The following is a 14603-nucleotide window of genomic DNA, read 5'->3' as shown; positions in this document are numbered from 1 at the left end:
GGGTTGCATGGTTTTCGTTCTTGTTCCTCCCGCCCCTCCCCCCCCCCCCCCCCCCCCCCCCCCCCCCCCCCCCCCCCCCCCCCCCCCCCCCCGCCGCCCTTGCCGCCCACGCCGAGGAACCCGGGCAGCACCACCAGCGCCCGCAGTGAGCGCCGGGCACGGGCCGCATCAGGCCGGAGTGTGCCACCGCTGGTTTGCGTTGCCGGTGCAGTCCCACAGCTCCAGCCGGGTACCGGCCGTGCTGTTGCCGCCGGTGGCGTCGAGGCAGCGGCGGGAGTTCGGGTTGACCAGGGTGCCGTTGGTCAGGGCCCACTGCTGGCCGGGGGATCCGTCGCAGGTGGAGAGCACGACGGCGGTGCCGTTGGCGGTGCCGGAGCCGAGGGCGGTCATGCACTTGAACAGGGCGTGGACGGTGCCGTCGTCGGCCAGCACCCAGTTCTGGTTGTTCGACCACCGGCCGCAGGGCCACAGCTCCAGCCGGGTGCCGTCGGTGCTGGAGCCGTCGGTGATGTCCACGCACTGGCCGCCGATGCCGGTGATGGAACCGGACGGGCTGTTGCCGATGGCGTCGCGGTGGGTGCTGCCTCCGGTCACCGGGGTGACGGTCGCCTGCCTGGAGCAGGTGCTGCTGACCGACGTGCTGGTGACGGTGGCGTGGACGGTCGACCCGTTGGTCGCGTCGACCCCGGTGGGCGCGGTGAACAGGGCGGCGGAGTAGGGCTCGTCGGCGCAGGTCGCCGCGTTGTTGTTCCAGTCGAAGTACTCGACCCAGTCGACCATGCCCTTCGCCTGGATCAGCCCGGAACCGACCTGGAGGGTGCCGAGCACGAACGAGGTCCCGGCGGTCGTGTCGGTGATCTTCGCCCGGTACCAGCCGGGGGCCGCGGGTGTGATGTCGTAGCGGTAGCCGTGGCCCGCGGTGAATCCCGCGTCGAGGCGGCAGGTGTAGCCACCGCTTCCGCTCTCGGCGAAGGTCTGGCAGTACGTGCCGCTGTCGCCGGGCTGTGCGCCGGTCGAGCCCCACAGCGAGAACAGGAACATGCCGGGATCGGTGCGGTGCCGCTGCATGCCGATGTAGCCGGAGACCCCGTTGGTGAAACCGAACTGGTGCGACCAGAAGACGTTGCCCCGTCCGGGGTCGGACTGGACGGTGGTGCCGAAGGTGACCGAGCTCAGGGCCGAGGTCGCGGCGGGGAAGCCGTAGTAGCTGTACGAGCCGGGGGTCGAGCCCGCAGCCGCCGCCGGACCGGCGAGTCCCAGGGCGGCGATCAGCAGGGAGAGGGTCGCGCCGACTGCTCGCGCGATGAGTCCGGTGGGTCTGGTGGATCTGGTGCGGAAGCGCAAAGGGTCCTCCTCGGTGGAGTGATGATGCGGGGGAATGCCACTGACGCGAAATGTCGCGAACGGATCGGAAGCTCTTCCGGAAAAATCACACCGGGCGGTACGGGAATGGTGAATTCCACTCCACCCGTTGGGAAGTGTACGGACGACAGCACGGTTCGAGTGGTATTCAGGCTCGGCGAATTCACGTCAGCCGCAGGGTGATTGTGCGATCTCATGCCCAATTCGGTCGCACTTCGCACCGCTCAGGACTGCGGCCGCGAACTGGCCAGGACCTGCACTTCTCAAGTCGGTCTCTGCGGAAGCGGGATGAGCCGCCGGGTCGTGTGATTGCGTGCGAAGTCGGCAGGGTGGCGGGTGTGGGCTCGAACGGCCCACCCCCGGATGTGGGTCGGCAGGGGATGATCGAGGCTCGGGGCATGGGATCGATCATTGTGCTCTTCGAGCTGGAATCCGACGGGGCCATCGGTGCGGAGGGTGTCGAACCCACCGTGTTCGCGGTGCACGCCGCCGGGGCCGATCCCGAGGTTCCGGAGGACCCGCAGCCGTACACCCTGTGCGGGCTGGAGACCGGACCGTTGGAGCACGCGCACTACCGGCCGACCCGGCCCGGGGACCCGTGGTACCCGCCCGTGCTCGCCGAGCGGCGGTGCCAGGAGTGCGAGCGGGCCCTGCGCACGCTGTGATCGCGGGGCGCCCGCAGCGGTTCGGGCTTTCTCAGGCGGCCAGGCCTGCCAGCACCTCGGCGCCCGGGAGCTGGGCCAGGGCCCAACCGGGGAGGATGAGCTTGCCCCGGCGTCGGCCGCTGCCGATCAGGACGGAGGGGGCCGCGGCCACCGCCTCGTCGATGAGCAGCGGCCAGGTGCCGGGCAGGCCGACGGGGGTGATGCCGCCGTACTCCATGCCGGTCAGGTCGACCGCGGTGTCCATCGGCGCGAACGATGCCTTCCGCGCCCCCAGGTGGGTACGGACGGCCTTGTTCACGTCCACCCGGGTGGAGGCGAGGGCGAGGCAGGCGGCCAGGGTGACCTCCCCGCCGCGCTTGGCCGCGACCACCACGCAGTTCGCGGAGAGCTCCGGCGGTGCCTCGTAGAACTCGCAGAACACCGCGGTGTCCGCCTTCTTGGGGTCGGTGTCCACGTACAGCACGGACTCGGCTGCCTCCCGTGCGTCCCAGTTCTTCAGGGCATCGGCCACGGGGGCGGCGAGGTCGTCGCAGACCTCCAGTGCCGGGAGGACGGCCGTGAAGTTCCCGAAGGGAGGGCGCACCGGATCGCTCATGGGGGGACTCTAGCGCGGACCGGCAACCGGCTGTTTCCCGGCGGCGGGGTTGGGCAGGCGAGGGGCATGGACGTGGACGAGGTGGTGAGCCCGGCCCCGTCCTGGGCGGCGGGTTCCCGGGCCCGGCCGTCCGCGAGTGCGCCATGGCACGGCCGACCGAGCAGTCCGGCGGGGGCAGGAGTACCGCGGGGGAGCAGGAGTGCGTCGGCCTGCCGGCGGCGGCGTGGAGTGAGGAGTGCGGCATGAAGCGTGACCGGGAAGGACCCGCGCCACCGTCCTCCGACCTGACCAGGCGGCTGGTGCTGTACGGCACCGAGGGGGCGGTGCAGCGCTCCCGGGATTTCAGCCGCCGGACCCTGGTGGGTTGGCAGTGGCTGCCCGCCCCGGACGCCGAGCGGCTGGCCGTGGCGGAGGACGTCCTGCTGATGGTCTCGGAGCTGGTCTCCAACGCGTGTCTGCACGCGCCCGGCGGCCCCCGGGAACTGCGGCTGAGGTGGAACGGTGAGCGGCTGCGGGTGGAGGTCTCGGACGCGAGCCCGGACCCGCCGCAACTGCGCCCGCTCGCCGACCCGGGGCGTCCCGGCGGCCATGGCCTCCGGGTGGTGGACCGGCTGGCGCGGGACTGGGGCTGCGAGGCCGAGGGCGCGGGGAAGCTGGTGTGGCTGGAGGTCGCGGCCCCGATGGACGGCAGGGCCGCGATCGACCGTAGGGCCTTCGGGAGCTGATCCGTACCCCGGGGTGAGGGGTCAGGCCGAGGGGTCAGGCCCGCCCGGGGCCGGCGTACGGCTCGGGCGGCGGTGCCGGATCGGGCGCGGGGATCGGGCCCGGATCCGGGAACGGGGGGATGGGCGGCGGCACCGGGTCGGGGCCCGGGCCCGGCTTCGGTGCGGGGTTGGGGTGGGGGAACGGCTCGGTGTCCGGATCAGGGGGAGTCGGGACGGTCATCTGGGCGGGCATGGCGGTGACTCCTCTCGTGGCGGAGGCGGTGGCCCGAGCGCGTGTACCCAGGGAAAGCGCAGTAAACCACCCGAAACGTGAATCGCCGCCGAAGGGAGCCGACGCCCGGGTGGAGTAGGGCCGGCGGGGCATCGGGGCGCCCCGTCGGTGGCATCCTGACGGGATGTGCCAACGGGGTGCCGAGAACAGGCGAGAACCACGGGTGCCGAGACCAGGGAGGATGCCGTGCTCCTGAACCGACCGTCGCCGCCCGCCGCCCCGGGTGGTTGAGGTGCCCCGTCGCGGCCGGGCCGCACCGCGCGTCCGTACCTGGTGGCAGTTGCTGCGGACGGTGGTCCGGAGCGTGTGGGAACAGGGCCGTACGGTCGAGCTGCTCCAGCGCTCGATGGCCTTCGCCGCGCTGTTCTTCGTGACCCTCGTCCCGCTGCTGATCGTCATCGCCGCCGCCTTCCCGGCGCGGGGCACCGGGATCGCCGAGTGGATCACCGACGGCCTGGGCCTGTCCGGCCGGGGCGCCGCCGCCGTCCATCAGCTCTTCGTCCCCCGCGGCCAGGTGCTCAGCACCACCACGGGCTTCGGCCTCGCCGCGCTGGCCGTCTTCGGGGTCTCCCTGATGGCCTCGATCCAGGGGGTCTACGAACGCATCTGGGAGCTCGACCGCGGGCCGTGGCACGCCGTCTGGCGCCAGACCCTCGGACTGGCCGCGCTGACCGGGTACATCGTGCTCGCCGCCATGAGTGGTCTGCCGTGGCGCCACTCGGCCGTCCAGCCCTCCGTCCGCATCGCCGCGACGACGGTCGGCGGCGTCGTGCTGTTCTGGTGGCTCCAGCGCCTGCTGCTCGCCGGACGCGTCCCGGCCAGGGACCTGCTGCCGGGAGCCGTCGCCACGATGGTGGCGCTGGCCGGGCTCCGGCTGTTCTCCCGGCTGGTCTTCGCACCCCTGCTGGTGTCCAACGCCGTCTCCTACGGGACGGTGGGGACGGTGCTGATCGTCCAGTCCTGGCTGATCGGCGTCGGCTACACCGTGTACGCCGGCGCGCTGGCCGGACGCGTCCTGGTCCAGGCCCGCCGCACACCGTGACCACGCACGGCAGGGCCCTACCTCCGGTTCGCGGCCTGCTTGACGGTCCGGATCGCGGGTGCCGTCTCGACGTGGCTGACCGCCGGGAGTGCGGCCACCCGGGTGGTCAGGTAGCGGTACAGCGCGCGCTGGTCCGCGCAGACCACGGTGGCGTACAGGTTGGTCGGCCCGGTCGTGGCGCAGGCGAAGGCGACCTCCGGGTGCCCGGCCAGTGCCCGGCCGGCCTCCTCCAGGTACGGGGGAGCGACCGAGATCCACAGCAGGGTCCGGGTTCCGACACCGAGCAGGTGCGGGTCGCAGTCGATGTCCAGGTAGAGCACCCCGCGTTCGCGCAGCTCCGTCATCCGGCGCCGGACGGTCGTCGGCGACCAGCCGGTGGCGGTGGCCAGTTCCTCGAACCCGGCGCGGCCGTCCGCTTCGAGGGCAGCGAGCAGCCGGCGGTCGCCGTCGTCCAGCCGCACCGGCCCGGACCGGTGGACCGGCCCGGCCGGTGGGGGCGGCGCGGGCGGGCGCAGGGCCGCGACGGTGGTCCCGTCCAGCGGGCCGAGCTTGGCGATCAGGCTGTCCGGGCCGCCGTAGAAGGAGTGCAGTACTGAGTGCGCGCTCACCCCCTCGACCCGCGGGGTGCGGGGGAGCCGGGCCAGCAGCAGGGCCTCGCTGTCGGCCTCGGTCTCGGCGCGGACGGTGCAGGTGATCTCGGTGCCGCCGGAGGTGAGGCTGACCCAGGAGCTGTCGGGGCGGCGGGCCAGCGCCTCGGCGACCGCGACCGCGGCGGAGGGCGCGCAGCGCACCCGCAGCAGCCACAGTTCGGCGCCCAGCGCGAGCGGGTCGACCCCGCCGAGCACCCGCACCGCGCCGGTCGAGCGGAGCCTGGCGTACCGGCGGGCGACGGTGCGGTCCGACACCCCGAGGGCGGTGGCGATGGTGCTGAACGGGGCCCGGCCGTCGATCTGCAGGGCGTGGACGAGGCGGCGGTCCAGCTCGTCGTAGTCGGATTCCACCGTGCCGAGGGTAGCCGGTGTCGGATTCCGGCACCATCGCGCCGGTCACTGGGCCAACGGTCGCTGGTGGAGCGAGCGTTGGCCCGTCAACGGAACCCGGCCGGTCGAGGGACCACGAGCCGGACGGAACCACCCGACGGACCCGAGGAGAAACACCATGGACACCGACGTACTGGTCGTCGGAGCCGGCCCGACCGGCCTGACGGCGGCCAACGAGCTGCTGCTGGCGGGCGTGTCGACCGTAGTCGCCGACCGCCTGCCCGCTCGCAGCACCCTGTCCCGGGCGGGCGGCGTGCAGACCCGCACCCTGGAGCTGCTGGACCAGCGCGGCCTGCTGGAACCGCTGTTGGCCGGCGGGGACCACCCCGTCGGCGGGAGCCACTTCGCGGGCATCCCGCTGCCGGACGCCCCGGCCGCCGATCCCGGGTCGGCTGACGATTTCGGGTCGGCCGCCGGTCCTGGGCCGGGCGCCTTCCGCCCGCGCCGGCCCTGGCGCTCCGTCCCCCAGGTCGTGCTGGAGGCCTTCCTGGAGGAGCACCTCGCCGCGCAGGGCCTCACCGTCCGGCGCGACCACGAGCTGGTCGACCTCGCCCAGGACGAGGAGGCCGTCACCGCGACCTTCGCCGGGGGCCAGGTGGTCCGGGCCCGCCACCTGGTCGCCGCCGACGGCGGCCACAGCACCGTACGGTCCCTGCTCAAGGCCGAATTCCCGGGCCGGGCAGGTACCTTGACGACGATCGCCGCAGACGTACGGCTGAGCGGCGCCGACGACCTGCCCACCCACCACCGCAGCCCGGACGGCCACTGGACGGGGATCTTCCCGCTCGGCACCGACGGCCGGGGCCGCCCGCTGCGCCGACTCGCCATGGGCGGGCCGGGCCGCTCGCTGCCCAGGGACGTCCCGATCACCGAGGAGGAGATCCGCGAGGGGCTGCGGGCCGTGTTCGGCGAGCGGGTGCAGCTGCTCGAACTGTGCCACGCCCGCCGCATCACCAACGCGGCCCGGCAGGTCGCCCGGTACCGGCACGGGCGGGTGTTCCTGGCCGGCGACGCGGCCCACGTCCACCTCCCGCTCGGCGCCCAGGGCATGAACGGGGGCATGCAGGACGCCTTCAACCTCGGCTGGAAGCTCGGCGCCGCCGTCCGGGGCTGGGCGCCGGAGGGCCTGCTCGACAGCTACCACACCGAACGCCACCTGACCGGGACCACCGTGCTGCGCAACGTCCAGGCCCAGGGCCTGCTGATGGACTGGGCGGGCAGCCGCGATCCGGACGTGCTGGCCACCCGGGACCTCTTCACCGAGCTGATCGCCCTGCCGGAGGTCCGCCGCCGGCTCAGCGAGGTGATGTCCGGGACGGCCACCCGCTACCCGATGCCGGACACCGGCCCCCACCCGCTGCTCGGCGGGCCGGTGCCGGACGCGGACCTCGGCCCGGCGCGGCTGCACCAACTCCTGCGCTCCGGCCGGGGAGTGCTGCTGGACCCGCAGGGCGTCCTCGCCGAGGCCGTCGCCCCCTGGTCCGACCGGGTGGACCGGTTCGACGGGGGAGCGCCTGTCGAACCGATGCTGATCCGCGCGGACGGCCATGTCTGCTGGGTGGGCACCCCGGAGACCCTCCGGCCGTCCCTCACCCGCTGGTTTGGCACCCCGCGCTCGCTTGTCTGACGCCCCGTCAATTGCGTTGCGCCCCCGTACCGCTCCTGGTGCGGGGGCGATCCGGCTCACCCGGGCGGCGGCGGGTAGCCGCGGGCGCGGACCAGGTCGTGCACGAGCTCGGTGAAGGCCCCGGCGGCGGCGCTCCGGTAGGCCTCGGCGCGGCGCAGCAGGGCGACGGTGCGGGTGGGGAGGGGCGGTTCGAGCGGGATACGGGCGAGCCGCGGGTGGTCGTGCGTGACGGCGTCCGGGAGCACGGTGGCGAGCGGGGTGCGCTGGACGACCTCGGTCAGGGCCTGGACGGAGTTGGCCTCGACGGCGATCCGCGGGCTGACGCCGTGCCGGGCGAGGTAGTCGTCGATGTGGCCGCGGGTGGCGAAGTCGCCGCTGAGCAGGGCCAGTCGGCGATCGGCGAGCTCCCGGACCGGGAGCGGGCCGTCGAGGCCGGTGTCGGCGCCGGCGGCTCCGGTGCCGGTGCCGGACCCGGTGACCAGGGTGAGGTGCTCGGTGAACAGCGCGGTGGCGGTGACGCCGGGCAGGTGGGGCCCGTGGAAGGCGATGCCGAGGTCGAACTCGTCGGTGAGCAGACCGGTTTCGATGCGGTCCTGGCTGGTCTCCCGGACGGTCAGGGCGATGCCGGGGTGCCGGGTGTGGAGCTCGGCGGCGAGCGGGCCGACGAGGTAGGCGGTGAAGGTCGGGGTGACGGCCAGGCGCAGCCGCCCGCGTGAGAGGTCCTGGACGTCGTGGACGGCGCGTTCGGCGGCGGCGAGGTCCCGCAGCGCGCCGCGGGCGTGGTGGGCGTACGCCCGTCCGGCGTCGGTGAGGCGCACGGTGCGGCCGGTGCGGTCGAGCAGCTGGGCGCCCAGGGTCCGTTCGAGCTGCTTGACCTGCTGGGACAGCGTCGGCTGGGAGATGTGCAGCTCCTCGGCGGCGCGGGTGAAGTTGCCGTGGTCGGCCACGGCGAGCAGATAGCGCAGATGGCGCAGTTCCAGGGCCATGAACCGAACTATAGACGCCATCGATGGAAAGCATCGGTAGCAGGTCTTGGACGCTATAGCCCCAGGTCGTGCACTGTGGATCTCGCCAGGCCGCACCGGCCCGGCGCCACGAGAGGAAGTGACCACATGCGTGACTTCGCCGAGGGCATCGCGTACTTCCAGCGGGACGTGTTCCCCGCCAAGGAGGAGCTCTTCGCCCGGCTCGCCGCCGACCACAGCCCGCACACGCTGTTCATCGGCTGCTCCGACGCCCGCGTCGTGCCGGAGCTGATCACCGGCTCGGACCCGGGTGAGCTGTTCGTGATCCGGACCGCGGGCAACCTGGTGCCCGCCTACACCCCCGGGGCAGACGGCGTCACCGCGAGCATCGAGTACGCCGTCGCCGCCCTGGGAGTGCGGGACGTCGTGGTCTGCGGGCACTCCGGGTGCGGGGCGATGACCGCCCTCGCCCACGGCCACGACCTCAGCGCGGCCCCGGCCGTCGCCGACTGGCTGCGGCTCGCCGACGCCTCGGTGGCGCGCACGGCCACCACCGGGGACGTCCCGGCCCTGGTGCGGCAGAACGTGCTCGCCCAGCTGGCGAACCTGGCCACCCACCCGTCCGTCGCCCGCGCCCTGGCCGCGCGGGCGCTCACCCTGCGCGGCTGGGTCTTCGACATCGCCACCGGGCAGGTCGAAGACCTCACCGCCGCCGGCCACGCCGCCGTAGCGGCCTGACCGCCACCCCAGCCCCTTCCCCGGATCGCCGCTTGCCGCGCGACCGGGAATCCCGTCAACCACGAGAAGGAACCCCCCCATGGTGCACGCCCAGTTCGACCCCACCGCCCGCCAGCTGCTGGCCGCCGCCGCCGTCGAGGCCAAGACCCGCAAGGACCTCACCTGGCAGCAGATCGCCGACGTCTCCGGCCTGTCGGTCGCCTTCACCACCGCCGCCGTCCTGGGCCAGCACGCCCTGCCCAAGGAGTCCGCCGAGGCCGTCGCCGAGCTGCTGGGCCTGGACGCGGACGCGGCTCTGCTGCTCCGGACCATCCCCACCCGCGGCTCGATCCCCGGCGGCATCCCCACCGACCCGACCATCTACCGCTTCTACGAGATGCTCCAGGTCTACGGCACCACCCTCAAGGCCCTCGTCCACGAGCAGTTCGGCGACGGCATCATCTCCGCGATCAACTTCAAGCTCGACGTGCGGAAGGTCGCCGACCCCGAGGGCGGCGAGCGCGCCGTCATCACCATGGACGGCAAGTACCTGCCGACCAAGCCGTTCTGACCCACCCTCTTCTTCCCGTGCGGCGGGGCGGTGCCACCACCCGCCCCGCCGCCCCGGCCCCACTCAGGAGGACACCGTGGACTTCGTCCAGCGCACCATCGACCTCGCCCGCCGCAACGTCGAGGAGGGCGGCCGCCCGTTCGCGACCGTCATCGTCAAGGACGGCCGGATCCTGGCGGAGAGCGCCAACCAGGTCGCCCAGACCGACGACCCCACCGCGCACGCGGAGATCCTCGCCATCCGCGAGGCCTGCACCAGGCTCGGCACCGAGCACCTGACCGGCACCACCATCTACGTCCTGGCCCACCCCTGCCCGATGTGCCTGGGCTCGCTGTACTACTGCTCGCCGGACGAGGTGGTCTTCCTCACCACCCGCGAAGCCTACGAGCCGCACTACGTCGACGACCGCAGGTACTTCGAACTCGACACCTTCTACGGTGAGTTCGCCAAGCCCTGGGACCAGCGCCGACTGCCGATGCGGCACGCGCCGAGCGCGGACGCGGTCGAGGTGTACCGCCTCTGGCAGCAGCGCAACGGCGGCGAGCGCCGGGTCGCGGGTGCCCCCACGGGCCCGACCGCTCCGACCGCTCCGACCGCTCCGACCGCGTCGACTGCTCCGACGGCGGGTTGAGGCCGGGATGACCGAAGAGATCGGGGTGATCGGGGTGATCGAGAAGGTGGCCTGGATCCAACTCCAGGACGGCGGCCTCCTCGCCGCCCGGACCCACGGCCGTGAGCTGTTCTACCTGCCGGGCGGCAAGCCCGAGCCCGGTGAGACCCACCCCGAGGCCCTCGCCCGCGAGATCGCCGAGGAACTCGGCGTCACCCTGGACCGGGCGACCGTCCGGCCGCTGCTGACGGTCGAAGCCCCCGCCCACGGCAAACCCGCCGGCACCCTGGTCCGCACCAGCTGCTACACCGCCGACCACACGGGCACCCCCACCCCCTGTGGCGAGATCGCCGAGCTCGCCCACCTCACCCACGGTGACCACCCCCGCGCCAGCGCCACCACCCGCACGGTCCTCGACCACCTCGCCGCCACCGGCCGGCTCCTGCGCTGGTGACCGCTGCGGTCCGCCGCGGTTCGCCGCGGTGCGGCTCAGGGTGCGGTGAGCCCGGGCAGCGGGCCGAACTCGGTGCAGTGCTCGCAGTCGCAGGTGGTCAGGGAGTTGGCCCGGCAGTGGGCGGTGGCGAAGTAGCGCCCGGCACACGGAGCGGGGGCGACCGGGGCGCCGTCCTCGGGCAGGGTGCGGCGGCAGGCGCCGCAGCTGACCGCGACCGCCACGCCCGCCCGGCGCAGGTCCCGCGCGGCGGGGGCGGCGACCTCGAAGGGGACCTCCGCCAGGAGGACGGCCGTCCCGGCGTCCAGGGCCAGACCGCTGTGGAACAGGCTCAGCCCCGTCACCGTACGGACCGCCCTGAGCCGCACCACGCCCCGGGGCGAGGGGCCGGCGAGCCGTACGGTGAACTGCGGGTCCTCCACAACTCCCCCTTCGCCGAGCGGTGTTCACGCCCTCGGCAGGTCAGTCAACTCCCCGCCCGGCCACCGCGCCAGCGGGTTTCCGTCCGCGTCGATCCGGGAGTCGAGCCCCTCCACGCCGTCGTCGGGGCGGGCCTGGCAAGCTGGGCGCGGACGGGGCGCCGACCGGGTGTCCGTCGGGGAGGGGGTACTGGTGGTGGGTGGTTCGGTGGGCCGACGGGTGCCTCCGCTGGATCCGGAGGTACGGGCGGCGGTGGAGGCCGCCGGGGCGCGGGCGCGGGAGGTGCTCACCCCGGAGGGCCTGGCGGCCTGGCAGGAACGGGACGCGCGGGTTCGGCCCCGGCCGACGATCGACCGGCTGAGCGACGGCGGCCGGTTCGAGGTGACGGAGCTGCAGGTGCCACGGGCCGACGGCGACGGCGCGCTCACCCTGGTCAGCGCGCGGCCCGCCGGGGTCCGCGAGCCGCTGCCGCTGCTCTACTACCTGCACGGCGGCGGGATGGTGACGGGCAACGCGTGGTCCGTCCTGCCCCGGGTGCTGCGCTCCTGGGCCCTGCCCCTGCGGCTGGCCGTGGTCTCCGTCGAGTACCCGCTGGCGCCGCGCACCCGCTTTCCAGGGGCCGTCGAGGACTGCTACGCCGGGCTCGGCTGGGTGGCCGAGCACGCGGACGAACTGGCCGTGGACGCCGGGCGCCTGGTCATCGGCGGCAAGAGCGCCGGTGGCGGGCTCGCCGCCGCCCTCGCCCACCTGGTCCGCGACCGTGGTGGACCGACGCCGATCGGCCAACTGCTGCTCAGCCCGATGCTCGACGACCGCGGCGGCACCTTCTCCAGCCACCAGATGGTCGGTCACGACACCTGGGACCGCGCCTCCAACGCCACCGCCTGGCAGGCCGTGCTCGGCGACCGCCACGGCGCCGCCGACCTCTCCCCGTACGCCGCCCCGGCCCGCGCCACCGACCTCACCGGGCTGCCCGCCGCCTACCTGGACGTGGGCTCGGCCGAGACCTTCCGGGACGAGGCCGTCGCCTACGCCGACGCGATCTGGCGGGCGGGCGGCGAGGCCGAACTCCACGTCTGGCCCGGCGCCTGCCACGGCTTCGACACCCTCGCCCCGCACGCGGCCCTGGCCCGGGACGCCCAGGAGGCCCGCACCCGGTGGCTGCGGCGCGTGCTCCAGCGATGACGTGACGGTGCCGTGGCACCGCCGCGCCGGGCTAACTCCCGGGGCCGGGCAGCCGGGGCCGAAATCGGCTCGACCGGGGCGGCCGCCCGGCGGGATGCTACCGGGATGGAGTTCCTCTGCTACCACCGCGACCGGCCCGGATCCCTGCCGCTGCGCGACGAACTGCTCGAAGCGCACTGGTCCTACATGGACGGGTTCGCGCAGGAGATGATCGCCCGGGGGCCGACGCTCACCGACGACGGGGCCCTGCCCACCGGCAGCGTGCACATCCTCGACCTGCCCGGTCCCGCCGCCGCCCGGGCGTTCGCCTTCGAGGAGCCGGGCTACCAGGCCGGGGTCTACCGGGACGTCCTGCTGCGGCGGTGGCGCAACCTGCTGGGGCGCACCATGTGGGACTTCCCCGGCGGCTGGACCGAGGACACCCGCTACCTCGTGCTCGGCCTCGGCGGCGGGCAGCCCGTCGACCTCGCGGTCCCGGCCGACCGGGAGGAGCTCATCGCCTACGGGCCGCTGCTCTCCGACGACGGGACGGCCTGGCTGGGCACGGCGGCCCTGCTCGGGGCGCCGGATCCGGACGCGGCACGGGCGGTGCTGACCGCTGACGGCTACGCCGACGTCGAGGTGCACCGCTGGCAGTTCGGCGGCCGCCCGTCCTGACGGCCCGTTCCCGTACGGCCGGCCCGCTCCCGTCCTGACCGGGAGCGGGCTGACCGCCGCCGCGCCGGGCTGACCGCCGCCGCGCCGGGCTGACCGCCGCCGCGCGGGCTAACCCCCGGCGTCCGTACGTTCCTCCGCCCGGCCGGGCTCGGCCCAGCGGGTGTGGTAGCTGCCCGGCCGGTCGGTGCGGCGGTAGGTGTGGGCGCCGAAGAAGTCGCGCTGGCCCTGGATCAGCGCCGCGGGCAGCCGCTCGCTGCGCAGGGTGTCGTAGTAGGCGAGCGCGGCGGAGAACGCCGGCACCGGGATGCCGTGCTGGGCGGCCCCGGCGACGACCGTGCGCCAGGCGGCCTGGGCGTCGGCGACCTCGGTGGCGAACTGCGGTTCCGCGAGCAGGCTGACCAGGTCGGGGTTGGCGGCGTGGGCGGCGCGGATCCGGTCGAGGAAGGCGGCCCGGATGATGCAGCCGCCGCGCCAGATCTTCGCCACCGCGCCGAGGTCGATGTCCCAGCCGTACTCGGCCGCCGCGTCGCGGATCATCGTCCAGCCCTGGTCGTAGGCGATGACCTTGGAGGCGTAGAGGGCCTGCTCGACGTCCCGGGTGAAGCGCTCGGCCTCGTGCGGGTGCATCGGGTGCACGGTGCCGCCGGGCAGCGGCCGGTAGGCCTCGCGCAGCGCCGTCCGGGAGGAGGCGACCCGGGCGAAGGTGGCCTGGGCGATGGCGGTGACCGGGGAGCCGAGGTCGAGGGCGGTCTGCACGGTCCAGCGCCCGGTGCCCTTCTGCTCGGCGGCGTCTTGGACGACGTCGACGAAGGGCTTGCCGGTGTCGGCGTCGGTGTGGGCGAGGACCTCGGCGGTGATCTCGATCAGGTAGGAGTCGAGCCGGCCCTGGTTCCAGCGCTCGAAGATGGAGGCGATCTCGGCGGGGGAGTACCCGCCGACGTCCCGCAGCAGGTGGTAGGCCTCGGCGATGAGCTGCATGTCGGCGTACTCGATGCCGTTGTGGACCATCTTCACGAAGTGGCCGGCCCCGTCGGTGCCGATGTGGGTGCAGCACGGCTCGCCGTCCACCTGGGCGCTGATCCGCTCCAGCATGGGGCCGAGCACGGTGTACGACTCGGCGGAGCCGCCGGGCATGACCGAGGGGCCGAGCAGGGCGCCCTCCTCCCCGCCGGAGACGCCGCTGCCGACGAAGTGGATGCCCTGCTCGCGCAGCGCCCGCTCCCGGCGGCGGGTGTCCGCGAAGTGCGCGTTGCCGCCGTCGACGATCATGTCGCCGGGCTCCAGCAGCGGCGCGAACTCCTCGATGACCTCGTCGGTGGGCCCGCCGGCCTTCACCATGATCAGCAGGCGGCGCGGACGTTCCAGCGCGGCCACGAAGTCCCGCGGCGACTCGGCGGGGACGAAGGTGCCCTCGTGGCCGAACTCCTCGACCAGGGCCCTGGTCCGGGCCGGGGTGCGGTTGTGCACCGCGACCGTGTAGCCGTTGCGGGCGAAGTTCCGCGCCAGGTTGCGGCCCATGACCGCCAGGCCCGTCACGCCGATCTGTGCCGAACCGATCGCGGATGCGTCCATGAGCTGTGCTTCCTTCCTCGGGGCCGGCCGACGGAGGAGTGCGCGCCGACCGCGTGCCGCGCACGCGAAGGACCGCCGGGGGCGGTCGGAGTCCAGGATCACCGTCGGACGGTGCCGCCCGCCCGGGG

General features: G+C 74.1%; 16 protein-coding genes. 10 read left to right on the top strand and 6 right to left on the bottom strand.

The window, feature by feature from the left end:
- Positions 1-168: 168 nt before the first annotated feature.
- Positions 169-1344 carry a ricin-type beta-trefoil lectin domain protein gene (locus ACZ4W5_RS05200; RefSeq protein ID WP_465652952.1) on the bottom strand — a complete coding sequence of 392 codons (1176 nt, stop codon included), beginning with the start codon at positions 1342-1344 and terminating at the stop codon, positions 169-171.
- A gap of 416 nt (positions 1345-1760) precedes the next feature.
- Between ACZ4W5_RS05200 and ACZ4W5_RS05195 the strand changes: the two genes are divergently transcribed.
- Positions 1761-2027, top strand: coding sequence for a hypothetical protein (locus ACZ4W5_RS05195; protein WP_360231617.1), 267 nt, complete (start codon positions 1761-1763; stop codon positions 2025-2027).
- 31 nt (positions 2028-2058) lie between these two features.
- Here the strand turns inward: ACZ4W5_RS05195 and ACZ4W5_RS05190 are convergent, their stop codons facing one another.
- Positions 2059-2622 carry a YbaK/EbsC family protein gene (locus ACZ4W5_RS05190; RefSeq protein ID WP_465652949.1) on the bottom strand — a complete coding sequence of 188 codons (564 nt, stop codon included), beginning with the start codon at positions 2620-2622 and terminating at the stop codon, positions 2059-2061.
- Positions 2623-2864: 242 nt separating this feature from the next.
- On the opposite strand from ACZ4W5_RS05190, the gene ACZ4W5_RS05185 reads away from it, so the two are divergent.
- Together ACZ4W5_RS05185 and ACZ4W5_RS05180 are read left to right on the top strand one after the other, a co-directional pair.
- Complete coding sequence (locus tag ACZ4W5_RS05185; RefSeq protein ID WP_465652947.1) at positions 2865-3347, top strand: ATP-binding protein; 483 nt, start codon at positions 2865-2867, stop codon at positions 3345-3347.
- 503 nt (positions 3348-3850) lie between these two features.
- Positions 3851-4660, top strand: coding sequence for a YhjD/YihY/BrkB family envelope integrity protein (locus ACZ4W5_RS05180; RefSeq protein WP_360231605.1), 810 nt, complete (start codon positions 3851-3853; stop codon positions 4658-4660).
- 17 nt (positions 4661-4677) lie between these two features.
- Here ACZ4W5_RS05180 and ACZ4W5_RS05175 read toward each other — a convergent pair whose 3' ends face one another.
- Positions 4678-5661: an Lrp/AsnC family transcriptional regulator gene (locus ACZ4W5_RS05175; protein ID WP_465652945.1), complete on the bottom strand. Its 984-nt coding sequence runs from the start codon at positions 5659-5661 to the stop codon at positions 4678-4680.
- Between the two features lie 157 nt (positions 5662-5818).
- On the opposite strand from ACZ4W5_RS05175, the gene ACZ4W5_RS05170 reads away from it, so the two are divergent.
- Positions 5819-7327 carry an FAD-dependent monooxygenase gene (locus ACZ4W5_RS05170; protein WP_465652943.1) on the top strand — a complete coding sequence of 503 codons (1509 nt, stop codon included), beginning with the start codon at positions 5819-5821 and terminating at the stop codon, positions 7325-7327.
- A 56-nt stretch (positions 7328-7383) separates the two neighbouring features.
- Here the strand turns inward: ACZ4W5_RS05170 and cynR are convergent, their stop codons facing one another.
- Positions 7384-8313 (bottom strand): transcriptional regulator CynR, encoded by a 930-nt coding sequence (gene cynR, locus ACZ4W5_RS05165; protein WP_465652941.1) that lies wholly within the window; start codon positions 8311-8313, stop codon positions 7384-7386.
- 126 nt (positions 8314-8439) lie between these two features.
- Between cynR and ACZ4W5_RS05160 the strand changes: the two genes are divergently transcribed.
- The 4 genes from ACZ4W5_RS05160 to ACZ4W5_RS05145 all read left to right on the top strand — a co-directional run bounded on the left by ACZ4W5_RS05160 (position 8440) and on the right by ACZ4W5_RS05145 (position 10644).
- Positions 8440-9030, top strand: coding sequence for a carbonic anhydrase (locus ACZ4W5_RS05160; protein ID WP_360231593.1), 591 nt, complete (start codon positions 8440-8442; stop codon positions 9028-9030).
- 79 nt (positions 9031-9109) lie between these two features.
- Positions 9110-9580 (top strand): cyanase, encoded by a 471-nt coding sequence (cynS, locus tag ACZ4W5_RS05155; protein WP_360231590.1) that lies wholly within the window; start codon positions 9110-9112, stop codon positions 9578-9580.
- A 76-nt stretch (positions 9581-9656) separates the two neighbouring features.
- Positions 9657-10211: a nucleoside deaminase gene (locus tag ACZ4W5_RS05150; protein ID WP_465652938.1), complete on the top strand. Its 555-nt coding sequence runs from the start codon at positions 9657-9659 to the stop codon at positions 10209-10211.
- A gap of 7 nt (positions 10212-10218) precedes the next feature.
- The gene (locus ACZ4W5_RS05145) at positions 10219-10644 is read left to right on the top strand and encodes an NUDIX hydrolase (protein WP_465652936.1); all 426 of its coding nucleotides are present in this window, start codon (positions 10219-10221) and stop codon (positions 10642-10644) included.
- 35 nt (positions 10645-10679) lie between these two features.
- Here the strand turns inward: ACZ4W5_RS05145 and ACZ4W5_RS05140 are convergent, their stop codons facing one another.
- Complete coding sequence (locus tag ACZ4W5_RS05140) at positions 10680-11063, bottom strand: hypothetical protein (RefSeq protein WP_360231581.1); 384 nt, start codon at positions 11061-11063, stop codon at positions 10680-10682.
- Positions 11064-11280: 217 nt separating this feature from the next.
- Here ACZ4W5_RS05140 and ACZ4W5_RS05135 point away from each other — a divergent pair, with 217 nt between their 5' ends.
- Together ACZ4W5_RS05135 and ACZ4W5_RS05130 are read left to right on the top strand one after the other, a co-directional pair.
- On the top strand, positions 11281-12246 hold the full coding sequence (locus ACZ4W5_RS05135; protein WP_465652934.1) for an alpha/beta hydrolase: 966 nt from the start codon (positions 11281-11283) through the stop codon (positions 12244-12246).
- Between the two features lie 105 nt (positions 12247-12351).
- Positions 12352-12903, top strand: a complete 552-nt coding sequence (locus ACZ4W5_RS05130) for a YciI family protein (protein ID WP_465652933.1) — start codon at positions 12352-12354, stop codon at positions 12901-12903.
- Positions 12904-13011: 108 nt separating this feature from the next.
- On the opposite strand, the gene gndA is transcribed toward ACZ4W5_RS05130, so the two are convergent.
- Positions 13012-14475 (bottom strand): NADP-dependent phosphogluconate dehydrogenase, encoded by a 1464-nt coding sequence (gene gndA / locus ACZ4W5_RS05125; protein ID WP_465652931.1) that lies wholly within the window; start codon positions 14473-14475, stop codon positions 13012-13014.
- Positions 14476-14603 lie beyond the last annotated feature (128 nt).

The organism is Kitasatospora sp. NPDC029367 (genome assembly GCF_055569135.1).
The sequence above is the reverse complement of the archived record's forward strand: the minus strand, read 5'-3'. Positions and strand labels throughout refer to the sequence as shown.